Consider the following 23,090-nt stretch of genomic DNA (forward strand, 5'->3'; position numbering starts at 1 on the left):
CCGGCCGGATCGGGCCGGCTCAGCCCCAGTGGGGCGGGCGCTGCTCGCGCAGCCAGCGGTCGCGCTCGGCCTCGGCCGCACCGGACTCGACCCCGGCCGCGTCCCCGGTCGGCGCGGTCGCCGGCGACGTCCCGGCCTGGCCGGTCAGCCGGGGCATCCCGGGCAGGCGCGGCTCGCGGCCGTCGGCGGCTGCCGGCCCGGTTCCCGGGGCGTCCGCCCGGCGCGGGCCGCGGCGGCGCGGCGCGCCGTCAGCGGACATCGTCGGCGGTCTCGTCCGTCTCGTCCGTCGGCTCCACGCCCAGCCGGTCGGCCAGCTCGCGGGCCACGGACTCCGGGTCCGCGAACACGTCGATCGCCCACAGGGTCCGGGGCTCCCAGCCGCGGGCCTCGAGCCCCTCGGGCAGGGTCCGCGAGCGCTGCCGCACCGTGAGGGCGCGGTACACCTCGCCGCCGTCGCCGGCCAGGGCCAGCGGACGGGGGGCCTCGTTCCGGTCCGCGCGCGGATCGAGCACGGCCAGGTCCATGACGCCGGCGTAGCGGGGCAGGACGCGGGCGCCGTGCTCCTCGAGCCGGTCGCGCAGATCGGCGAGCAGCGGGTCGCCCACCATGCCCACCGGGTCCGCGGCGTCGTCGCCCAGGTAGGCCTCGAGCAGCCGCAGGAACCAGAGGGCGCCGCCGTCGAGCCGGTCCTCGTCCAGGTCCGCGGCGCGCAGCGCCGAGACGAGGTGCAGGCGCCGGCGGGCGCGGGTGAGCGCGACCGTGACCATGCGCTCGCCGTCCGGGTCGGAGAAGGCGCCGAAGTGGTGCACCACGCGGCCGTGCGGGGTGCGGCCGTAGCCGGGGGTGAGGATCACGGCGTCGCGCGTCACGGAGGCAGCGCGCACGACCGGCACGATCACGAACGGCTCGGCGTCGGCGGCATCCTCGCCACGGCCACGGGCGAGGAACTCGTGGGCCCACGGCGCCTGCGCGGCCGTGGCCTGCACGGCGGCGGCCACCCGGCGGGCGTGCTGCTCGGACACCGTGACCACGGCCAGGGACTGTTCGGGCCGGTCGCGGATGTGCTCGAACACCCGCTCCACGGTGCGGGCGACCTCGGCGTTCGTGGACTCGACCACGTCGCCGCCGGTCATCGGGATGCCGGTGCCCTCGGGCAGGTACTCGGCCGTGACGGCACGATCCCGGCCGGTGGCCTCGCCCGCGGTGGGCAGCGCGTCCAGGGCGCCGTCATAGGCGAGCGCGGAGAGCAGGCGCACCAGGCGCCGCTCGAGGGGGCGGTGCACGGTGCGCAGCGGCAAGGTGGGCAGCACCTCGTCCAGCGCGTCGTAGGCCGAGCGCAGCGGGCGCAGGGGCCCGGCGGTCGCCGTCGGGTCCACGGACACCTGGAACGACTGCGGGCGCCCGATCACCGGGTCGCCGAAGGCCACCACCTGGGGGGCGCGGGTGAGCGCGCCCATCGCGGTGGCCAGGGCGGTCGCGTCGGCCTCCAGCAGCACGACGACGTCGGCGCGCCACTCCGGGGGGAACTCGGACAGGGCCATGGGCGAGGTGGTGACCACCGGAACGAGCGGCTGCAGGAGCTCGGGGGTGATCGTGGCCAGGGACTCGACCGTGGGGCTGCCCTGCTTGAGCAGGGTGCGCAGCACGGCCGCGTCCGCGCGATAGGTGCGCAGCGCCTCCCGCCAGCGCGCGGCCAACGCGGCGGAGAGCCGGGCGCCGCCGCGCTCGAGATGGGCGCGGTCCAGGTCGCGGAACCCGCGCTCGACCTCGGCCAGGTCCGTGCCGCTCATCATGGCCAGGAAGTCGTCCCCGGAGATCATGGCCTCGAGCGCGGACTGCCACCACGCCAGCTCGAGCTCGGCGGTCAGGGCCTCGGTGGGCACCTCGCGGTCGCGCAGGTCCTCGAGCAGCTCCGCCAGGCCGTGGTCGCGCAGGCTGTCCAGCACGAGGGTGCGCTCGGGCAGCGTGGCCAGGGTGTCGCGGTCCGCCACGAGCCCGTCGACGGCGGCCACGAGGTCGTCCACGTCCCGCTCCTCCAAGGGCGCCTCGGCCACGGCCTCCGGGGCGAGGACGTCCTCGAGCCGGCGCAGGCGCTCGCGCACCTGGCCGACCTGGCCCATCACGTGCTCGCCCTGGTCCGGCACCTGCGGGGGCGTGCCCGGCTCGGCGGCGTGGCGGTTCCAGTCCTCCAGGACGGCGGCGGCGTCCACGAGGGCGCCGTGCAGGTCCGTGGGCTGCACGCCCGGGCGGACCGCGTCCTTCGCCGCGCGGCGCAGGCGGGACCGGGTCACCGAGGACATCTCGACCAGGTGGAGGCGCCGCCACGCGCTGGTGGCGGTCGCCGCGACCAGCTGGGGCACGTCGAGGGAGAACACCTCGGGGGTGAACTCGGTGAGGGTGCGGGCCACGCGGCGGTAGAGGTCCGCCTGCTCCGCCCAGCCGGCCACCGTGCGCTCAGGGCGCAGGCCGGCCTGGGCGGCGGCGGTGTCCACGGCACGCCGGGTGGTGTGCAGGGCGGCCGCCAGCTCGTCGGCCAGCTCCGAGGCGGCCTCGGTCTCCTGCACGTTGCGCACGCGGGCGCCGAACCAGCGGCTCTCGGTGGCGGCGGCCGAGAACGCGCCGAGCTCCCCGGCGCGCACGAGCTGCTCGCCCACGGCCTGCCGGTTCACGGTGGAGTCCAGCACGGAGCGCTTGAGGCGCACGGTGGTGGCCGGCGGCGTCTCGAGCCCGGTCAGGGCGGCCAGGGCCTGCATCGCCTGGAACGGCGAGCAGCCCCAGCGGGGGCGGACGTGGTGCAGTGAGCCGACGTGCTCCTGCAGCCGGCGCCGTCGTTCGGTCAGGGCGGCCTCGTCCCGGGCGGTGTCGGGGTCCACGGCCCGCTCGGAGCGCAGGACGGCCTGCACGAGCTGGCGGCGGAGCAGCTCGGGGTCCGCGTTGGCGGGCACATCCAGCGCGATCGAGCGCAGGTCCGCCTCCTCGAGGCGGTCGAGCACGTCGGCCAGGGCGGCGGAGCGCTCGGCCACGACCAGCACGCGCCGACCCTCCCAGGCCAGGCGCGCGGCCAGGGCGGCGGCGGTCTGGGTCTGCCCGGTGCCGGGGGCGGCCGCCACCACGAGGGACTCCCCCGCCGCGGCGTGCTCGAGCACGCGTGCCTGGGCGGCGTCGACGTCCAGGACGAGGCGCTCGTCGGCCGGGGCGACGTCGTCCTCCGCGGGCGCGCCCGTGGGCTGCAGCGCCGCCGGGCGCGGCACCATGCCGGTGCCGGCGTCGTACAGGGCCTGCACGACCGGCAGATCCTCGAGGGAGGCGGGCAGCGAGGCGGTCTCGCCGAGGTCAGCGAACGTGGAGACGAGCAGGCGGTCCTCGACGTGCAGGTCCGCGATCGCGGCGGCCTCCTCGCGCAGGCGGGCTAACGCGGGGGCGGGCTCGAGGCGTGCCGTAGCGTAGGCGGCCTGCCGGTACGCCTCGGGGTCCAGGGCGATGCCGTGGTGCCGACGCAGGTTCCGCACGAGCGCCGGGTTCAGGCGGGCCGGCTCGGTGATCTGGATCTCCAGCTCGTCCCGGCCCCGGGCGCCGCGGCGCACCGTCAGGGCCACGCGGGCCAGCAACACGGGCGCGGAGCGGCGCTCCCGCCGGCCGTCCTCCTCGGCCGTCCACGTGGCCACGCCCACGGCGAGCGCACCGACGTCGATGCCGCGTTCCTCCGCCAGTTCGCGGACCTTGGCGCGCAGGCCGAGGGAGACCTCGTGCGCCGCGTCCAGCTCCGGGCCGGCCGGCAGCAGGGTGGACAGGCGGGTGCGCCGCCCCAGCAGCAGCTGCGAGACACCGGAGGAGTTCGCCTCCGTGAGGTCGATGCTGTTGGCCGCCGAGGGCGCGAACCGCAGCATCGTGTCGTTCTCGGCGCCCGAGCCCAGGGAGGACACCCAGGCGGCCGGGTCGGGGCGGGTCTGCCCCTCGTCGGGGCGTGCGGCGGCGCGGGCGCGGGCCAGGCGCGGGAACTCCTGCTCGGTCACGTGCGTGCGGTCCTTCCTCCGTCGCCTGGGTCCAGGCGGTCTTCGTGCGGACGGCCGCCCCGGTCAGGGGCGGCCGGATGCGGCGCCGGACGCGCCGCTCACTCCCACTCGATGGTGCCCGGCGGCTTGCTGGTCACGTCGAGCACGACGCGGTTGACGCCGTCGACCTCGTTGGTGATGCGGTTCGAGATGCGGGACAGGACGTCGTCCGGGATCCGCGCCCAGTCCGCCGTCATGGCGTCCTCGCTGGTGACGGGGCGCAGGACGACCGGGTGGCCGTAGGTGCGGCCGTCGCCCTGAACGCCCACGGAGCGCACGTCCGCGAGCAGCACCACCGGGCACTGCCAGATCTGGCGGTCCAGTCCGGCCGCGGTGAGCTCGGCGCGCACGATCGCGTCCGCGCGGCGCAGCAGGTCCAGGCGCTCCTGGGTGACCTCGCCGATGATGCGGATGCCCAGACCCGGGCCCGGGAACGGCTGGCGGTGCACGATGCCCTCGGGCAGGCCGAGCTCGGCGCCCACGGCGCGGACCTCGTCCTTGAACAGCTCGCGCAGCGGCTCGCACAGCTCGAACTCGATGTCGTCCGGCAGGCCGCCCACGTTGTGGTGGGACTTGATGTTGGCCGCCCCGTCCCCGCCGCCGGACTCGACGACGTCCGGGTAGAGCGTGCCCTGCACGAGGAAGCGGACCTCGGTGGCGTCCGGGTCGTGCTCGGACTCGAGGACGATGTCCGCCTGCGCCTTCTCGAAGGTGCGGATGAACCGCTCGCCGATGATCTTGCGCTTGGTCTCGGGGTCGGTGACGCCGGCCAGCGCGGACAGGAAGTCCTCGCGCGCGTCCACCATCACGAGGCGGGCGCCGCCGTGGGCCTCGCCGAAGGCCTGCTCGATCTCGGCGGACTCACCCTCGCGCATGAGGCCGTGGTCCACGTAGACGCAGGTGAGGCGGTCGCCGATGGCGCGCTGCACGAGGGCCGCGGCCACGGCGGAGTCCACGCCGCCGGACAGGCCGCAGATGGCCCGCTTGTCCCCGATCTGCTCACGGATGCGCTCGACCTGCTCCTCGATCACGCCGCTGGCCGTCCAGTCCGCGCCCAGGCCCGCACCCACGTGCAGGAACTGCTCGAGCACCCGCTGGCCGCGGGAGGAGTGGCCCACCTCGGGATGCCACTGCACGCCGTAGATGCGGCGCTCGCGGTCCTCGAACGCGGCGACGGGGGCGCCCGCGGTGGAGGCCGTCACGGCGAAGCCCTCGGGCGCCTGCGTCACGGCGTCGCCGTGGGACATCCACACGACCTGCTCGAGGTCCTGGTCCGCGAACAGCACGGAGTCGGCATCCACCGAGTCCAGGCGGGTGGAGCCGTACTCCCGGGTACCGGTCTTGGCCACGGTGCCGCCGAGGGCGTGCGCGATCGACTGGAAGCCATAGCACAGGCCCAGCACGGGCACCCCGGCCTCGAGCAGCGCCGGATCCAGCTGCGGGGCGCCGGGCTCGTACACCGACGACGGCCCGCCCGAGAGGATCAGCGCCGCGGGCTCGCGCTCCAGGATCTGCGCCGCCGGGGTGGAGGCGGGCACGACCTCGGAGTAGACGTTGGCCTCGCGCACACGACGCGCGATGAGCTGCGCATACTGGGCGCCGTAGTCCAGCACCAGCACCGTGGGCATCACGTCGCTGAGCGGGGTGGGGGTGTCGGGGTGGGGGGCGTTCTGCGTCACCCGTCCAGGATAGTCGAGGCGCTCAGTAGCGCCGCGCGGCGTCCGGGAAGCGGTGCAGCTCGTCCCGGACCACGCGGGTCATGCGCTTCTCCACCACGAAGGACAGGAACGGCACGACGCCGCCGCCGGCCATCGCCAGCAGGCGCAGCGGCTCCCAGCGCATCAGGGACCACAGGCGGAACGAGGCGAGCAGGTACACCACGTACATCCAGCCGTGGGCGATGAGGATGAACAGGGACAGGTTCACTCCCCCGGTCACGCTGTCCGTGGGGTGCAGCCCCAGGCCGTTGGCGTCCCCGTCCAGGGTGGTGCCCCCCGCGTAGAGCTCCACGTGCATGCCGTACTTCAGCACCATCTCCGCCACGAGCAGCAGGAGCATGATGCCGGTGATCCACGCGCACACCACGTAGAGGCGGGTGGCGGAGCGGATCTGCTGCTGGGTGCCGGCGAAACGGCGCTGCTCCCGGCCCGGCCGCGGGGGCGGCTCGGGCAGGTCGGCCTCCGTGATGTCCTCGGGATCCGGCAGGCTGGCCGGGTCCACCGGCTGGGGGCCGGGGTGCTGGGTGCTCATCGGCTCTGCTCCTCTCGGGGCCCACGGGGGCCCGGGTCGCGGGGGTCGGGGCGCGCGGCCCCGTCGTCGTCGTGGTCCTGGCGTGGGTGCGCCGCGGCCTGCGCCGCGAAGGCCCGCTCCTTGGCCTCGCGCGCGGCCGCCCGACGCCGCTCGAGCTCCTCGGCGCGCCACTGTGCGGCCCACTCCTCGTCGAGCCGGCGCTCGTGCTCGTCCCGGACGTGGTCGTCGCGGACGAACCGCCACCACAGGAACAGGGCGAAGCCGGCGAAGAGCATCCACTCCACGGCGTAGAAGACGTTGAGCCAGATGATCTGGGTCTCCTCCGGCTGCGGGGCCACCCACACCGGCTCGAGCCCGCCGGGGCCGGCCGCGCCCGTCTCGGCGCCCGCGGCGTCGACCATCTCGAACGCCGCCACGAACGCCGCGTAGGACGGCTCGTCCCACACGTTCACCAGCTGGGCCGGGGCCAGGCTGCGGTACAGGAGCCGGTCGGCGGTGTCCTCGGCCGCGGCCTCACGCGGCAGCGGCCCGTCCGGGGGCAGCAGGCGCCCGGTGACGGTGACCTGCCCGGCGGGCGCGGGGTCCACGACGTCGGCGTCGGCCGACCAGCCGCGGACCACCGGGACGACCTCGCCGTCCGGGGCGCCGGCCACCCGCAGGGCCGTGACCGTCCAGTAGCCGTCGCGGCCGTTCAGCAGGCGCGGGCCGACCAGGACGTCCGTGCCGGGCACGAACTCCCCCTCGACCGTGACCACCTGGTCGGCCTGCGAGCCCAGCAGGGCCTCGTAGGGACGCACGTGCTCCAGGAACGGCACGGCGTTCTCGGTCTGGGTGCGCGGCGGCGGCGCGTTCGTCTCCGCGGACTCGAACTGCCACTTGGACAGCGCCACGAAGACCGCGGCCGCCACGAGGGCCAGCACCAGGGTGGCCAGCCAGACGGGCTTGAGGGCGGTGCGCAGCACGCCGTATCAACTCTTCCGGTCGGGGTGCCGCCTCGGGGCGGCGGGGATCAGACGGTCTGGGTGGGGGTCACGAGGACCTCCACCTTCTGGAAGTCCTTGAGCTCGGTGTAGCCGCAGGTGGCCATGGCGCGCTTCAGGCCGCCCATCAGGTTGGACGTGCCGTCCGCGTGGCGGCCGGGCCCCCACAGGACCTCCTCGAGCGGAGCCACCTGGCCCACGTGGGTGCGGTGCCCGCGCGGCAGCTCCGGGTGGGCGGCCTCGAGGCCCCAGTGCCAGCCGCCGCCGGGGGCGTCGGTGGCGCGGGCCAGGGCGGCGCCCAGGACGACGGCGTCCGCACCCATGGCGATCGCCTTGACGATCTCCCCCGAGGTGGAGACGCCGCCGTCGGCGATCACGTGCACGTAGCGGCCGCCGGACTCGTCCATGTAGTCGCGGCGCGCCTCGGCGATGTCCGAGATGGCCGTGGCCATCGGCACGCGGATGCCCATGGCGCGGCGCGTGGTGGTGGACGCGCCGCCGCCGAAGCCGACGAGCACACCGGCCGCGCCGGTGCGCATCAGGTGCAGGGCCGGCGTGTAGCCGGCCGCCCCGCCCACGATCACGGGCACGTCCAGCTCGTAGATGAACTGCTTGAGGTCCAGCGGCTCCTGGGTGGAGGAGACGTGCTCGGCCGAGACGGTGGTGCCGCGGATGACGAACAGGTCCACGCCCGCCGCCACGACGGTGCGGTAGAACTCCTGCGTGTTCTGCGGGGTCAGCGAGCCCGCGACGACGACGCCGGCCTCGCGGATCTGCTCGAGGCGCTCGGTGATCAGATCGGGGCGGATGGGGGCCGCGTAGGCCTCCTGCAGCTTGCGGGTGGCCTCGGTCCCGGCCGGGCCGGCCTCCAGGGCGGCGATCTCCTCGAGCAGCGGGCGCGGATCCTCGTGGCGGGTCCACAGGCCCTCGAGGTTGAGGACGCCGAGACCGCCCAGCCGCCCCATCGCGATGGCGGTCTCCGGACTCATCACGGAGTCCATGGGCGCACCGATCACGGGCATGTCGAACGTGTAGGCGTCGATGCGCCACGTAAGGCTGACGTCCTGGGGATCCCGGGTGCGCCGCGCGGGCACCACGGACACGTCGTCGAGGGAGAAGGCCCGGCGGCCGCGCTTGCCGCGGCCGATCTCAATCTGGTTCGTCACCGGGCCAGCCTAGCCCAGGCGCCACGGGGGCGGCTCCGACCGTGTCGTCGGCGCCGCCCCGTCCGGGGGCTCCCCCGGACCCGACGTGCGGGTCAGCGCGAACGGTAGTTCGGGGCCTCGACGGTCATCATGATGTCGTGCGGGTGGGACTCCTTCAGGCCCGCCGCGGTGATGCGCACGAAGCGGCCGTTCTCCTTGAGATCGGCCACCGTGGACGCGCCCGTGTAGAACATCGTCTGGCGCAGGCCGCCCACGAGCTGGTGGACCACCGAGGCGACCGGGCCGCGGAAGGGCACCTGGCCCTCGATGCCCTCGGGGATCAGCTTGTCCTCGTCCGGCACGTCCGCCTGGAAGTAGCGGTCCTTGGAGAAGGAGCGCGTGCCGTTGCGGGTCTGCATGGCGCCCAGGGAGCCCATGCCGCGGTAGGTCTTGAACTGCTTGCCCTGGTAGAACACGAGGTCGCCCGGGGACTCGGCCGTGCCGGCCAGCAGGGAGCCGAGCATCACCGAGTCGGCGCCCGCCACGAGGGCCTTGCCGATGTCACCGGAGTGCTGCAGGCCGCCGTCGGCGATCAGCGGGACGCCCGCGGGGCGCGTGGCCTTGGCCGCCTCGTAGATGGCGGTGATCTGCGGGACGCCGACGCCGGCCACCACACGGGTCGTGCAGATCGAGCCCGGGCCCACGCCCACCTTCACGGCGTCCGCGCCGGCGTCGACGATCGCCTTGGCGCCCGCGTAGGTCGCGGCCTGACCGCCGATGACGTCGACGTGCGCGGCCGCCTTCTCCTTCTTCAGGCGCGCGATCATGTCCAGCACGCCGTGCGTGTGACCGTTCGCGGTGTCCACCACGAGGGCGTCCACGCCCGCCTCGACGAGCGCCATGGCGCGCTCCCAGCCGTCGCCGAAGAAGCCGACGGCGCCGCCGACGCGCAGCCGACCCTCGTCGTCCTTCGCGGCGTCCGGGTACTGCTCCGCCTTGTCGAAGTCCTTGATGGTGATCAGGCCGGTCAGGCGGCCCGCATCGTCCACGAGCGGCAGCTTCTCCACGCGGTTCTGGGAGAACAGGCGGATGGTCTCGGCGCGCGAGACACCCTCCTGCGCGGTGACCAGCGGCATGCGGGTCATGGCGGTGTCCACCGTGCGGGTGGCCCACTCCTCACGCGGGATGAAGCGGGTGTCGCGGTTGGTGATGATGCCCAGCAGCGTCATGTCCTCGGCCACCACCGGCAGGCCCGAGACGCGGTACTGGGCGCACAGCTCGTCCAGGTCGGCGAGCGTGGCGTCGGGGCCGATGGTCACGGGGTCCTTGATCATCCCCGACTCGGAGCGCTTCACGGTGTCCACGTGGCGGACCTGGTCCTCGATGGACAGGTTGCGGTGGATGATGCCCATGCCGCCCTGGCGGGCCATGGCGATGGCCAGCGGGGCCTCGGTCACGGTGTCCATCGCCGCGGAGACGATGGGGATGTTCAAGCGGATGTTGCGGGTCAGCCGGGTGCCCGGGTCCGCGTCCGCGGGGATCACGTCCGTGGCGTTGGGCAGCAGCAGGACGTCGTCATAGGTGAGGCCGAAGAAGCCGAAGGGATCCGAGGAGGAGTGGACGGGCTCGGGGCTGGGACCGGTGCTGGTGTTGGTCACGAAGGCGCCTTTCGGGACGGGTGTTTCCGCGATTCTATGCCCGGGGGTCAAACCGGCGACCCGGGTGAGGGCCACATCACAGGACCCCCGCGCTGGGCCACGCGGGGGCGAGACGGACGTCACCACGACGTCACATGGAGCAATCCGTTTCGGCGTCATGGTATTGGACCGCCTAACCTCCCCGGATGAGCACCGCACAGTCCTCCCCCGCACCGGCGCCCCGACGCCGGCTCCCCGCCTGGACGTCGAACTTCGGCTGGCAGATCGCCGCCGCCCTCGTCCTCGGCCTCGTCCTGGGCCTGATCGCCCGCGCGACGGGGCACACCTCCGAGCACCCGACCTGGCTCGGCGAGACGCTGGCCACCGTCGGCAGCATCTACATCAGCCTGCTGAAGGCCACGGTCGTCCCGCTGGTCTTCTTCGCCGTCGTCGCCTCCATCGCCAACCTGGCCCAGGTGACCAACGCGGCCCGCCTGGCCGCCAAGACCCTGCTGTGGTTCGCCATCACGAGCCTCATCGCGGTGCTCATCGGCCTCGCCGTCGGCGTCGCGCTGCAGCCGGGCGTGGGCACCGGCCAGACCGCGCCGGCGTCGTACCAGGCCAAGGACGTCGGCTGGCTCGACTTCCTGACCTCCCTGGTGCCGGCGAACTTCCTCGGCCTGACCGTCAAGACCACGGCGGGCGAGGACGGCGCGCTCGCCTCCTCCCCCACGTTCAACGTGCTGCAGATCCTCGTGATCGCGATCGTCGTGGGCGTGGCCGCGCTCAAGGTCGGCGAGAAGGCCGCCCCGTTCCTCACGTTCTCCCGCTCGGTGCTCGCCATCATCCAGAAGCTGCTGTGGTGGATCATCCGCCTGGCCCCGATCGGCACCATCGGCCTGCTGGGCAACGCCGTGGCCTCCTACGGCTGGTCCACGATGGGCACGCTGGCCAAGTTCGTGGTGGCGATCTACGTGGGCCTGGCCCTCGTGATGCTCGTGGTGTACCCGGTGCTGGCGCGCCTGCACGGGCTCTCCGCCAAGCAGTTCTTCACCGGCGTGTGGCCGGCGTTCCAGCTCGGCTTCGTCTCCCGCTCCTCCCTCGGCACGCTGCCCGTCACCCAGCGGGTGGCCGAGCGCAACTTCGGCGTCCCCACCGGCTACGCCTCCTTCGCCGTCCCGCTGGGCGCCACCACCAAGATGGACGGCTGCGCCGCGATCTACCCGGCCGTGGCCGCCGTGTTCATCGCCCAGTTCTACGGGATCGACATGAGCCTGAGCCAGTACGCCCTCGTGGCACTCGTGTCCGTGCTGGGCTCCGCCGCGACCGCCGGCACCACCGGCGCCACCGTGATGCTCACGCTCACGCTGTCCACCGCCGGGCTGCCCCTCGAGGGCATGGCCCTGCTCCTGGCCGTCGACCCGATCGTGGACATGGGCCGCACCGCCCTCAACGTGTCCGGCCAGGCCCTCATCCCCGCCCTCGTGGCCTCCCAGGAGGGCATCCTCGACCGGGACCGCTACGACGCCCCGCGCGGCGACATCTTCGGCGAGGACGAGGAGGAGATCGTCGAGGCCCGCGCCCACGCGACCGCCGACTCCCGCGCCCAGCTCGTCGGCACCTCGGAGCCGCGCGCCTGAGTCAGCGACCGGACGGGCCCGCTCCGGCGGGCCCGTCCGCGCCGTCCCCCTCGTCCAGGTACTCGCCCAGCACGTAGTCGTAGTCCACGGGGTTCCCGTCCTCGTCCGTGCGGCGGTACCAGTCGGTGATCTCCGCGGCGGTGGAGTCGAATCCCTCGCCGGCCGCGTACCAGCTGCCCGGCGGGGTGCGCTCCACCGTGAACGCGAAGTCGTCCCCGTACTCCACCAGGCCCCGCACCGTCGCCTTCTCGACGGCGGCCCGCTGGTACCGGTCACGGATCGCGAAGGGGTCGTTGGCCAGTTCGCGCTGGAGCGCGACCGCCATGAGGACGAGCACCACGGTGAACGGCAGCGCCGTGATGGTGATGAGGTTCTGCAGGCCGGTGAGCGCGGTGTCGCCGCCGGTCAGCAGCATCACGACGGCGATGCCCGCCATGCACAGTGCCCAGAACACCGTGATCGTGCGGCGCGGGGCCGGGGCGCCGCGCTGCGAGAGCTGCGAGTTCACGATCGAGGCGGAGTCCGCCGTCGTGATGAAGAAGACCGCCAGCATGACGATCACGACCGGGGCCACCAGCCCGCCGCCGGGCAGCTGGTCCAGGACCACCCAGAAGATCTCCGCCGGCGCGGGCAGCGACGCGGCCGTGCCGTCCGGCGCCACGGAGCCCTGCGTCCGCTGCGGCCAGATGGTGGTGCCGCCGATGATCGTGAACGCGCCGACGATCACCGCGGCCGGGATGAACAGGGCGCCGAGGACGTACTGGCGGATGGTCCGGCCCTTCGAGATCTTCGCCATGAACACGCCCACGAACGGGGCCCAGCTGACCCACCACGCCCAGTAGAAGATCGTCCAGCTGGAGAGGAACTCCTGCATGTCCTCCCCCTCGGCCATCGAGGCGCCGAGGGCGTCCGGGGCGGAGGAGACGTAGTCCATCAGGACGCCGGGCACGATGTTCAGCAGGAACGCCGTCGGGCCGACGACGAAGAAGAACAGCGCCAGGCCGAGGGCGAGCAGCATGTTGATGTTGGACAGCCACCGGATGCCGCGGGCCACACCGGACACCGCCGAGAAGATGGTGCCGATCGTGAGCACCACGATGATCCCCAGCGCCACCGTGTTCCCCGGCGCGGACCAGCCCGAGACGATCTGCACGCCGCGGCCGATCTGCAGGGCGCCGATGCCCAGCGAGGCCGCCGTGCCGAACAGGGTGGCGATGATCGCGAGCCCGTCGATCAGGCGCGCGCCGACCGAGTCGCTGCGCTGGGAGTCGCCGAACAGCGGCGCGATGATCGAGCTCATCAGCGGCACCCGACCCCGGCGGTAGGACACGTAGCCGACCGACAGGCCGACGATCGCGTAGATCGCCCACGCGTTCACGCCCCAGTGCAGCGCGTCCTGGGCCAGCGCGCCCGTCACCGCCTCCTCGCTCCCCGCCTCATACGCCCCCGGGCGCGGGGCCAGGTAGTAGGTCAGCGGCTCGTACGGGCCGAAGAAGATGATGCCGATGCCGATGCCGGCCGCGAAGAGCATGGCCGACCAGCTCGCCGTGGAGTACTCCGGCTTCTCCCCGTCCAGGCCCAGCGGGATCTCGCCGTACCGGGAGAACGCCAGGGCCAGCAGGAACACCACACCATCCCGATGGCCAGCAGGGCGAACAGCCAGCCGGCGTGGAGCATCACCCAGTCGAGGGCCGCGCTCGAGACGGCCAGGACGGCGTCCGGCTGCAGCACGCCCCACACCACGAAGCCGACCACCAGCAGGCCGACGACGGTGAGGATCGCCCGGTCCACGCCGTAGCGCACCCGGCGGTCCTCCACGGACACGCCCGGCACGAGGGCCGGGTGGATGCCGTGCGGATAGGAGAACTCCCGGACGAAGCGGCGCAGCCGTGGCCGGGCCGGGGTCCGGGTCGGGTGGGACCCGGTGGGACGGGGCGGCGTGGGTGTGTCCATGGGCACACCCTAGGGGGCGCCCCGGACGGCGGTCGTCTCCCGCCCGCACGACGACGGCCCCTCACCCGGGCGGGCGAGGGGCCGTCGTCGTCGACCGGCCGCGTCAGGGCCGACTCAGGGGTCAATGCTGGTGGTCGGCCTCGTCCTCCTCGGCGGGCTTGTCCGCCACGAGGGTTTCGGTGGTCAGCACGAGGGCCGCGATGGAGGCGGCGTTGGCCAGCGCGGAGCGGGTCACCTTGACCGGGTCGATCACGCCGTCGGCGATCAGGTCGCCGTAGACGCCGGTCTTCGCGTTGAAGCCGTGGTTCGGCTCCAGCTCGGCGACCTTGGAGACCACCACGTAGCCGTCCTCGCCCGCGTTCTGGGCGATCCAGCGCAGCGGCTGCTTCAGGGCCTTGCGGACGATGTCCACGCCCACGGCGGCGTCGCCGGTCAGGGCCTGGACGTCGGCGTCGGTGTCGAGCGCGGTCAGCGCGTTGATGAGCGCGGTGCCGCCGCCGGCCACGATGCCCTCCTCGAGGGCGGCGCGGGTCGAGGACACGGCGTCCTCGATGCGGTGCTTGCGCTCCTTGAGCTCCACCTCGGTGGCGGCGCCCACGCGGATCACGCCGATGCCGCCGGAGAGCTTGGCGAGGCGCTCCTGGAGCTTCTCGCGGTCCCAGTCGGAGTCGGTCGCGGCGGCCTCGGCCTTGATCTGGGCGACCCGGGCCTCGACGTCCTCGGCCGCACCGCCGCCGTCGACGATGGTGGTCTCGTCCTTGGTGACGGTGATGCGGCGGGCGGAGCCGAGCACGTCCAGGTCGGCCTGCTCGAGCTTCATGCCGAGGTCCGGGGAGACGACCTGGGCGCCGGTGAGGATCGCGATGTCCTGCATCATGGCCTTGCGGCGGTCGCCGAAGCCCGGGGCCTTGACGGCCACGACGTTCAGGGTGCCGCGGATCTTGTTGACCACGAGGGTGGACAGGGCCTCGCCCTCGACGTCCTCGGCGATCACGAACAGCGGCTTGTTGGCCTGCAGGACCTTCTCCAGCAGTGGCAGCAGCTCCTGCACGTTGGAGATCTTGCCCGAGTTGATCAGGACGTAGGCGTCCTCGAGCACGGCCTCCTGACGCTCGGCGTCGGTGACCATGTACGGGGACAGGAAGCCCTTGTCGAACTGCATGCCCTCGGTGACGTCCAGCTCGGTGGAGGTCGTGGAGGACTCCTCGATGGTGATGACGCCGTCGGTGCCGACCGTGTCGAACGCGCGGGCCAGCAGCTCGCCGACCTCGTCGTTCTGGGCCGAGATGGCGGCCACGTGGGCCACCTCCTGGCCCTCGACCGGGCGGGCGTTCTCCTGCAGGCGCCGCTCGACGGCGGCCACGGCCACCTCGATGCCCTTCTTGACCTCGCCCGGCGCGGCGCCGGCGGCGACCTGGCGCATACCCTCGTTCACGAGGGCCTGGGCCAGCACGGTGGCGGTGGTGGTGCCGTCGCCCGCGATGTCGTTGGTCTTGGTGGCGACCTCCTTGGCGAGCTGGGCGCCCATGTTCTCGTACGGGTCCTCCAGCTCCACCTCACGGGCGATCGTGACGCCGTCGTTGGTGATGGTGGGGGCGCCCCACGCCTTGTCGAGCACCACGTTGCGACCCTTGGGGCCGAGGGTGACCTTGACGGTGTCGGCGAGCTTGTCGATGCCGGCCTGGAGGGCGCGGCGTGCGTCGTCGTTGAAAGCCAGCTGCTTGGCCATGACGGACGCTCCTTTCGTTCAGGGAGTCAGGGGGTGCGGGGACGCGAGGGGCCCGGGGCGCGCGCACCGGTGCGGTGCGCGCCGCTCACCGGGCCCGTCGCGGCGGGGTCACTTGGTGACGACGGCCAGCACGTCGCGGGCGGAGAGCACCAGGTACTCCTCGCCGCCGACCTTGACCTCGGTGCCGCCGTACTTGGAGTACAGCACCACGTCACCCTCGGCGACGTCGACCGGCACGCGGTTGCCGTTCTCGGCGACCCGGCCCGGGCCCACGGCCACGACCTGGCCCTCCTGCGGCTTCTCCTTGGCGGTGTCCGGGATCACGAGGCCCGACGCGGTGGTCTGCTCGGCCTCCAGGGGGCGGACAACGATGCGATCCTCAAGGGGCTTGATGGAGACAGACATGCTGCACACTCCTTCTTCGTCGACGTGCGGCTCCGGCGGGCTCGCCGGACCGCTGATGCTGTGGTCTGCGGGTGCGCCACGGGCGTCAGACCCTCCGTCGTCGCGGTGCCGGACGGTCCACCTCGGGCATTGGCACCCGGTACCCCCGAGTGCCAGTGCCCACTCTACTCCGGGTTCTGGCACTCCTTCAACATGAGTGCCAGCCGTGTCCCCGCCGTCCGCCGTGGGCGGAGGGCGCGGGGCGCGGTGCGGTGGGATGCCGTGGGGCGGCGGGCGGGGCGGGTTCCGAGCCCAAGAGCACGCGGAGTGGTCACGACTGCGGCCCGCAACCTGTCCCTCCCCCACTCCCCACCCTCCCCCCTCGCCACCCTCCGTGGGCAGAAACCGCACCCCCGCCCGTCGCGTGGGCAGCATCCGCAGGTTTTCGGTCTCCGTGGGCAGAAGCGCCCTCTCTTCTGCCCACGGATGTTGCGTGGGCGGAACTCCGCGCAGTTCTGCCCACCGAGCCATGACGACGTCGTCCCGGCGGGACAACCGGCCGCCGCCGAGTCCTGCACAGCCGGCCCACCCTGCGCCGGTGTGCACAGACACGCGGCCCGCCCGGCCGTCGTCAGGCCGACCGCGTCAAGGTCGACCCATGTCCTTCGCCCCCGATCTCCCCCTCGTCCCCGTCTTCACCACCCGCGACGTGCTCGAACGCGGTCTGCCGCCCAGCCGGGTGCGGCGGTCCGACGTCCTCCGCCTCGCCCGCGGCATCCACCGTCGCCGTGACATGCCGCTGCGCACCTGGGAGTCTGCCGGGCTCCCGCCGCCGCACCACGGGGTCGGCCTCGACCTGCTGACCGCCCTCCTGCGGTCCCGTCCCGACGCCGTTCTCTCCCACGAGACGGCGGCGCACCTCCACGGCCTCCCGCTTCCCCCGGGCGGGGCCACGCGACGCGCCGCCGTCGAGATCACGTTGCACCGCGGCACCGCACGGGCGCGGATCCCCGGCGTCATGGAGCACCGCAGACCCCTGCCCGCCGGCCACGTCACCTCCGTGCTCGGGCTACGGGTGACGACGCCGGAACGGACCTGGCTCGATCTGTGCTCGATCGGCCACCCCTGGGACGAGGCATCCCTCGTGTCGGCGGGTGACCACCTGGTCCGTCACCCCTGGTCCCCGCGCGGCCGGCGGCCTCCCATCACCACGGTCACCGCGCTGCACGAGGCGATGCGGCCGCTCGGGCGGTTCGTCGGAAGACCGCGGGCGACGGCGGCGCTCGAGCGCGTACGGGTGGGTGCCGACTCGCCGCAGGAGACCCGGTTGAGGCTGGCGCTCGTCGAGGCGGGGCTGGGCGAGCCGACGCTGCAGCACGTGTTCGACCCCGGGCGGCGGGACGCCCCCGAGGCCGATCTGTGGTTCGAGGACTGCCGGCTCGTCCTCCAGTACGACGGCGAGGTGCACCGGAGTGCCGAGCAACACGCCCGGGACGCCCGGCGAGACCAGTACTACGCGGAGCGTGGGCAGATGACCCTGCACGTCACGAGCCGGGACGTCGGCGAGGGATACGCGCGGGTGATCGAGGCCGTCCTCAGACGACGGGCACAGGTCTCGAACGGCTGGGATGCCTGACGTCGTCGTCGCGTATGGCCCTGCCGTCCATGCGCAGGGGTTCCGTGGGCAGAAGCGAGGGTGCTTCTGCCCACGGAACCTGGAAACACGCGGGTCCTGCCCCCGGAAGGCGAGACCCGGCGGGTTCTGCCCACGGAACGCTCGCGTCGGCCGGGCACCCGACCCCCGCCCGGACCGACCCGGGCCGACCTCACCGTCGCCCCGCTCAGTAGTACACGGCCAGCGGCCCGTGCGGTCCGTCCACCACGCTGCAGGGGGTCTTGAAGATCCGCTCCAGCACCTCAGGGCGCAGGATCTCGGCCGGGGTGCCGGTCTCCACCACCTGACCGTCGCCCATGGCCACGATCCGGTCGGCGTAGTGGGCGGCGAAGTTGATGTCGTGCAGCACGATCACCACGGTCCGGCCCAGCTCGTCGGCGGCCCGGCGCAGCTGCTGCATCATCTGCACCGAGTGCTGCATGTCCAGGTTGTTCAGCGGCTCGTCCAGCAGCACGTACTCGGTGTTCTGCGCCAACACCATCGCCACGTACGCGCGCTGCCGCTGGCCGCCCGAGAGCTGGTCGAGGTACCGGTTCTCGAACGGGCCGAGGTTGAGGAAGTCGATCGCGTCGGACACGTGCCGCTCGTCCTCCAGGGTCAGCCGCCCGCGCGTGTACGGGTAGCGCCCGAACCCCACGAGCTGCCGCACGGTCAGCCGCGTCACGAAGTGGTTCTCCTGCCGCAGGATGGACAGGGTCTGCGCGATCTTCCGGGACGGCGTCGTGGTGATGTCGTGCCCGCCCACGGCGATCGTCCCGGCGTCGGCGTCCTGCAGCCGGCCGATCATCGTCAGCAGCGTGGACTTGCCCGCCCCGTTGGGCCCCACGAGCGCGGTCACTCCCCCGGCCTGGATGTCCAGGTCCACGGGTCCGATGCACACCTCATCGCTGTGGCGCTTCACCACGCCGCGCAGCTCGATCACAGACGTCCCTTTCTCATCACGACGACCAGGAAGGTGATGCCGCCGATCAGCTCGATGACCACCGTGACCGCACCCCCCGCGTAGAACACGTGCCGCAGCACGAAGTAGGCGCTCGTGAGCACCGCGTACCCGGCCAGCGCCGCCACCGGGAGGATGAACCGGTGGTCGTGGGTGTCGACGAGGCTGTACGCCAGCGTCGCCACGAGGAAGCCGAGGAACGTCATCGGGCCCACGAGCGCGGTGGTCATGGCCATCAGCACGGAGACCAGCAGCAGCGTCACCATGAGCTCGCGCCGGTGGTGCAGGCCCAGGTTGGTCGCGGCGTCGGCGCCGAGCGCCACCGTGTTCAGGCGGCGGGAGCGCAGCCACAGCAGCGCGCACACGACGACGGCGATGGGCGCGGCGATCGCCACGTACTCGGTCCGGGCGTTGGAGATGTTGCCGAAGAGCCGCGCGCTCAGCAGGTCGAACGAGTTCGGGTCCAGCAGTCGCTGCATGAACGTGCTCAGCGCGGCCAGCCCGCCGCCCAGCACCACGCCCACGAGCAGCATCAGATGGACGCTGCCGTAGGGCCGGGAGAGCAGCCACGAGTACAGGGCCGTCGCCAGCGCCACCATGAGCGCGGCCTGGGCGAGGAACGGCCCCACCCCGGTCAGCACCGCGACGCCGGCGGCTCCCAGCACGTACACGGCGACGGTCGACACGGCCGTGTAGAGCGCCTCGAACCCCATGATCGAGGGCGTGATGATGCGGTTGCCCGTCACCGTGTGGAAGGTGACGGTCGCGAAGGAGTGGCACAGCGCCACGATGCCGATCACGCCCAGGGACTCCACGCGCATCCGCGCGATCATCCAGAACGCGCGCGAACCGGGTTCGGCCTCGTTGCCCCACAGCAGGATCCCGGCGGTGGAGAGCACGGCGACGGCGGCCAGCACGGCGACGACGACCGCATACCTCCGGCGGTCGGCGGCGGTGACGAACGCGCCGGACCGGCGCGGGGCGTCGGCCTCGACGGGCCCGGCCGCGGTGGCGCCACCGGGCGGGGCGGGGATGCGACCCGGGGCGGTCGCGAGCGGCTCAGCCATGCTTGGCCTGCCTCAGCAGCAGGGCGAGGAACACGATCGCGCCCACGAGGCCCAGGATCAGCGAGATGGGCACCTCGAACGGGGCGATCACGGTGCGCCCGATCAGGTCGCAGACGATCACGATCCACACGCCGACCATGACCACCCAGGGCAGGTTCGTCCGCAGGTTGTCGCCGCGCACCATGGACACGAGGTTGGGGACCACGAGCCCCAGGAACGGGAGGGCCCCGATCACCACGGTGACCACGCCGGTGGCCACGGCCACCATGGCCACGCCGGTGAGGATCACGGCGCCGTAGTTGAGGCCGACGTTCGTGGCGACGTCCTTGCCGAGGCCGGCCACGGTGAAGCGGTCCGCGATGACGAAGACCGCCACGCACACGATCAGCACGAGGAAGAGCAGCTCATACCGGCCGCGGACCACGGAGGTGAACGAGCCCGCGAACCACGCGCCCACCTGCTGCAGCATGTCCGTCTGGAGGGCGAGGAACGTCGACGCGGCGCCCACGACGGCGCCGAGCATGATGCCCACGATCGGCACGATGAGGGAGGACTGCAGGCGCACCCGCCGCAGGAAGAGGAAGAAGACGAGGGTGCCGACGAAGGCGAAGAGGATGGCCCCGACCATCCGGGTCACCAGGCCCGCACCCGGCACGAGCACCATGGTCACCAGCAGGCCGAGGCCGGCCCACTCGGTGGTGCCCGTGGTGCTGGGCTCCACGAAGCGGTTCTGCGTCATGAGCTGCATGATCAGCCCGCACATCGCCATCGAGGCGCCGGCCAGCACGAGGGCGACCGTGCGCGGCACGCGCGTGATGGCGAACATCTCGCGTCCGCCCTCCGCGCCGACGTCGTACACGCCCACGAACAGCGAGACCACGACGAGGGCCGCGGTCACCACGACGCCGACCAGCAGCGGCCAGGTGCGCTGCCAGCGGGTGCGCTCGGGCCGCAGGACGGCGGGCGGGACCCAGCACACGCGGTCGCCCCGCCCCGGCTCCTCGAGCCGGGGCGGGGCGTCGGCGACGTGGTGACGCACGTCGAGAGTCACTGCGCGCCTTCGAAGGCCTTCGCGAGGTCCTCCATGACGGTGGTGTGGTTCTGGATGTCCTCGGCGACGTAGAAGTCGGCGGGCAGGTACACGATGTTGCCCTCCTTCACCGCGGTCACGTCCTGGAGGGCCTCGGAGCGCTCGATCAGCTCGGCGGCGGTGGCGTTCTCCTCGCCGATGGCGGCGTCGCGGTCCATGACGATCAGCCAGTCCGGGTTCGACTTCGCGATGGCCTCGACGGAGATGTCGTCGCCCTGGTGGTTGTCGGTGCCCGACTGCTCGAGGGCCGGGGTCAGCTCCAGCATGTCGAAGAACGGGCCGATGGCGCGACCGGTGCTGGGCGCGACGTACGACAGCTCTCCGCCCGAGGCGATGAGGCCCATGACGGTCTGCTCGGGGTCGTAGGCGTCCTTGGCGCGCTGGGTGGCGGCGTCGAAGTCGGCGATGAGCTTCTCGGCATCGGCCTCGTGGCCGGTGGCCTCGCCCAGCAGGGTGGTCAGCTCCTTCAGGCCCTCGTCCATGGGGGTCTGCGTGACGTCGAAGTCCGTGTCCACGACGGCGGCGTCGCCGGTCAGCTCGTCGATCTCGGCCTTGCGCTCGTTGAACCGCTGGCCGTTGAACACGACGTCCGGCTCGGCGGTGACGAACAGCTCCATGTCCGGCTCCCGGTGGTTGCCGATGTCGGCGACCGAGTCGTCCTGGAGGTAGGAGGGCCCGCCCTCGCCCTTGTACATGATCTGCTTCGGCGCGGCCGACAGCTCGACGCCCCAGTCGTCCAGCGTGCGGAAGGTGCGGTTGTCCGTGGCGATGACGGAGTCGACCTCCTCCGGCAGGGTGACCTCGGCGCCGGACATGTCGGTGACGGTGACCCCGGTCGCGATGCCGCCCGAGGCGGCCGAGGAGCCGCCGGCGGCGCTCGCGGAGGCCGAGGACTCGCCGGAGGCGCTCGCGGAGGACGAGCCCGTGGCCGCGCCGCCGGCGGAGCAGCCGACGAGGGCGAGGGCCGCCACCGAGGTCAGGGCGAGACGGGCGAGGCGGGGGGCGCGGGCGGAACGCGGCATGGTTCTCCTTCTGGGCGGCGGGGCTGCCCCGGGATGAGCAGTCGGGGTGGTGGGCGCGCTCCCGTAGAGGTGAGCCTTGCCTCAGTCGAATACCGTACACGAGGGTGCCGTAATCCCCCAACGGGGGTTCGACGGCTCCCGCCGCCCGGGGCCCCCGGCCTCGAGCCCCGTCAGTCCAACGGCGTCACCTCGAGGGCGAACCGCGACCGACCCACGCGCGCCAGCACGAGGGTGGCGTGCCGTCCGGCCCCGCCACGCCGGCCCGGCTTCGCCCCGCCGAGGACGGCGCGACGCACCTCCTCGGGCGTCTCGCGGATGCCCCGCTTCTTCACGTCCAGCCGGCCCACCCCGGTCTCCTTCGCCCAGCGCCGCAGGGAGGCCAGGTGGAAGCCGTGCACCGCCTCGATCCGATGGGCGCGGGCCAGGCCGTCCCGCACCGGCTCGGGCGCGACGAGGTAGGCCAGGTGGGGGTCCAGCTGCCGCGTCGGCACGGGCCAGGACGCGGCCAGGTCCGTCACGAGTCCGGCCCGGATGACGGCGCCGTCCGGCTCGTGCAGGACCGCGCCGACGAGCCCCGCCATGCCCTCCTCCCCCACGGCCTCGACCTCGGGCGAGTCGCCGAAGTCCGCGCCGGAGACGAGCTGCGCCGTCGTCGTCTTCCCGCCCCGGACGGTCATGACGCGCGCCGCCCGCCGCACCCCGGGGCGGGCCGCCGCGTTGAACCACAGGGCGGCCTCCACGACGTCGCCGTCGACGCTCACCCACTCGGCCTCGGCGCCCTCCGGCACGGCCTCGTGCGGGAGCCCCGGGCCGAGCTTGACCCCGACCGGCACGCCCGTCGCGGCGATGTCCGTCACGACGCTCAGGGGCGGGGAGAACGCCTCGGGGTCGAACACGCGCGCGGACCCGCCCCCGCCGACCTGACGGCGGGCGGGGTCCAGCCACACCGCGTCCGCCTCGGCGGGCACGTGGGCGCGGGCCCAGGCCACGGCGTCGCCGTGCACCACACGCGCACCGCGGTGGCCGGCGAGGTTCACCTCGGCGGCCGCGGCGACGACGGCGTCCCGCTCCACCGCCACGACGTCCAGGCCCCGGTCGGCGAAGGCGCGCGCGTCCAGGCCGAGACCGCAGCCGAGGTCGGCGACGCACCGGGCCCCCGCGGCCGCCAGCCGGTCCGCGTGCAGGCCCGCGACCAGCGGGCGGGTGGCCTGCTCCAGGCCGTCGCGGGTGAACAGCATCCGGCGCGCCTGCCGCCCGAGGCGGGCCTCCGCCCGGGACCGCAGCGCGGCCTGGGTCAGCGCGGCGGCCACGCGCTCCGGAGGATGCCCGGCCGCACGCAGGCGGGAGGAGACCGCGAGCGCGTCGGCCTCGCGGTACCCGGCGAGGGAGTCGAGGAGCGCGCGGCCCTCCGGCTCGAGGACGGGGGCCAGGGCGGTGGCGTCCGCCTCCGAGGCGGCGGCCGTGGGGCGCGGCGGGCGGGAGGCGGGGCGGGGGCGGGCCATGCGCCCCACCCTAGGTCCGAAGCG

General features: G+C 73.5%; 17 protein-coding genes. 2 read left to right on the plus strand and 15 right to left on the minus strand.

Annotated features, from left to right (window positions below; all coding sequences use genetic code 11):
* Positions 1-19: 19 nt before the first annotated feature.
* From O3T09_RS07915 to guaB, 7 genes are all read right to left on the minus strand, one after another.
* Positions 20-259 (minus strand): hypothetical protein, encoded by a 240-nt coding sequence (locus O3T09_RS07915; RefSeq protein WP_269295475.1) that lies wholly within the window; start codon positions 257-259, stop codon positions 20-22.
* Positions 249-4,013, minus strand: coding sequence for a DUF4011 domain-containing protein (locus tag O3T09_RS07920; RefSeq protein WP_269295476.1), 3,765 nt, complete (start codon positions 4,011-4,013; stop codon positions 249-251). Before O3T09_RS07920 ends, O3T09_RS07915 begins: the two co-directional genes overlap by 11 nt.
* A 98-nt stretch (positions 4,014-4,111) precedes the next feature.
* The gene (gene guaA / locus O3T09_RS07925; RefSeq protein WP_158530772.1) at positions 4,112-5,731 is read right to left on the minus strand and encodes a glutamine-hydrolyzing GMP synthase; all 1,620 of its coding nucleotides are present in this window, start codon (positions 5,729-5,731) and stop codon (positions 4,112-4,114) included.
* Positions 5,732-5,753: 22 nt separating this feature from the next.
* A complete protein-coding gene (locus O3T09_RS07930; protein WP_010080440.1) occupies positions 5,754-6,302 on the minus strand; it encodes a DUF3817 domain-containing protein in 549 nt (182 codons plus the stop codon).
* On the minus strand, positions 6,299-7,264 hold the full coding sequence (locus tag O3T09_RS07935; protein ID WP_036384661.1) for an SURF1 family protein: 966 nt from the start codon (positions 7,262-7,264) through the stop codon (positions 6,299-6,301). Before O3T09_RS07935 ends, O3T09_RS07930 begins: the two co-directional genes overlap by 4 nt.
* A gap of 47 nt (positions 7,265-7,311) precedes the next feature.
* Positions 7,312-8,448 carry a GuaB3 family IMP dehydrogenase-related protein gene (locus tag O3T09_RS07940; RefSeq protein WP_210078926.1) on the minus strand — a complete coding sequence of 379 codons (1,137 nt, stop codon included), beginning with the start codon at positions 8,446-8,448 and terminating at the stop codon, positions 7,312-7,314.
* 92 nt (positions 8,449-8,540) lie between these two features.
* Positions 8,541-10,085, minus strand: coding sequence for an IMP dehydrogenase (gene guaB, locus O3T09_RS07945; RefSeq protein WP_041104382.1), 1,545 nt, complete (start codon positions 10,083-10,085; stop codon positions 8,541-8,543).
* Positions 10,086-10,270: 185 nt separating this feature from the next.
* Here guaB and O3T09_RS07950 point away from each other — a divergent pair, with 185 nt between their 5' ends.
* A complete protein-coding gene (locus O3T09_RS07950) occupies positions 10,271-11,704 on the plus strand; it encodes a dicarboxylate/amino acid:cation symporter (protein ID WP_269295477.1) in 1,434 nt (477 codons plus the stop codon).
* Between the two features lies 1 nt (position 11,705).
* On the opposite strand, the gene O3T09_RS07955 is transcribed toward O3T09_RS07950, so the two are convergent.
* The 3 genes from O3T09_RS07955 to groES form a co-directional block, all read right to left on the minus strand.
* On the minus strand, positions 11,706-13,331 hold the full coding sequence (locus tag O3T09_RS07955) for a BCCT family transporter (protein ID WP_331282720.1): 1,626 nt from the start codon (positions 13,329-13,331) through the stop codon (positions 11,706-11,708).
* Between the two features lie 447 nt (positions 13,332-13,778).
* A complete protein-coding gene (gene groL / locus O3T09_RS07960) occupies positions 13,779-15,386 on the minus strand; it encodes a chaperonin GroEL (protein WP_123244326.1) in 1,608 nt (535 codons plus the stop codon).
* Between the two features lie 108 nt (positions 15,387-15,494).
* Complete coding sequence (groES, locus tag O3T09_RS07965) at positions 15,495-15,791, minus strand: co-chaperone GroES (RefSeq protein ID WP_002857590.1); 297 nt, start codon at positions 15,789-15,791, stop codon at positions 15,495-15,497.
* Positions 15,792-16,428: 637 nt separating this feature from the next.
* Between groES and O3T09_RS07970 the strand changes: the two genes are divergently transcribed.
* Entirely contained in the window at positions 16,429-17,406 is a 978-nt protein-coding gene (locus O3T09_RS07970; RefSeq protein ID WP_036315903.1) for a hypothetical protein, read from the plus strand.
* Between the two features lie 205 nt (positions 17,407-17,611).
* Here the strand turns inward: O3T09_RS07970 and O3T09_RS07975 are convergent, their stop codons facing one another.
* The 5 genes from O3T09_RS07975 to O3T09_RS07995 all read right to left on the minus strand — a co-directional run bounded on the left by O3T09_RS07975 (position 17,612) and on the right by O3T09_RS07995 (position 23,066).
* Positions 17,612-18,367, minus strand: a complete 756-nt coding sequence (locus O3T09_RS07975; protein ID WP_002857584.1) for an iron ABC transporter ATP-binding protein — start codon at positions 18,365-18,367, stop codon at positions 17,612-17,614.
* A complete protein-coding gene (locus O3T09_RS07980; RefSeq protein WP_036315899.1) occupies positions 18,364-19,452 on the minus strand; it encodes an iron chelate uptake ABC transporter family permease subunit in 1,089 nt (362 codons plus the stop codon). The genes O3T09_RS07975 and O3T09_RS07980 overlap by 4 nt, the downstream gene beginning before the upstream one ends.
* Positions 19,445-20,503 carry an ABC transporter permease gene (locus O3T09_RS07985; protein WP_081339222.1) on the minus strand — a complete coding sequence of 353 codons (1,059 nt, stop codon included), beginning with the start codon at positions 20,501-20,503 and terminating at the stop codon, positions 19,445-19,447. The genes O3T09_RS07980 and O3T09_RS07985 overlap by 8 nt, the downstream gene beginning before the upstream one ends.
* A complete protein-coding gene (locus O3T09_RS07990) occupies positions 20,500-21,564 on the minus strand; it encodes a siderophore ABC transporter substrate-binding protein (RefSeq protein ID WP_069941273.1) in 1,065 nt (354 codons plus the stop codon). Before O3T09_RS07990 ends, O3T09_RS07985 begins: the two co-directional genes overlap by 4 nt.
* A 170-nt stretch (positions 21,565-21,734) precedes the next feature.
* Positions 21,735-23,066 carry a THUMP-like domain-containing protein gene (locus O3T09_RS07995; RefSeq protein ID WP_269295478.1) on the minus strand — a complete coding sequence of 444 codons (1,332 nt, stop codon included), beginning with the start codon at positions 23,064-23,066 and terminating at the stop codon, positions 21,735-21,737.
* Between the last annotated feature and the right edge of the window lie 24 nt (positions 23,067-23,090).

It is taken from the genome of Micrococcus sp. H39-S4 (genome assembly GCF_027158145.1).
GTDB lineage: Bacteria > Actinomycetota > Actinomycetes > Actinomycetales > Micrococcaceae > Micrococcus > Micrococcus luteus.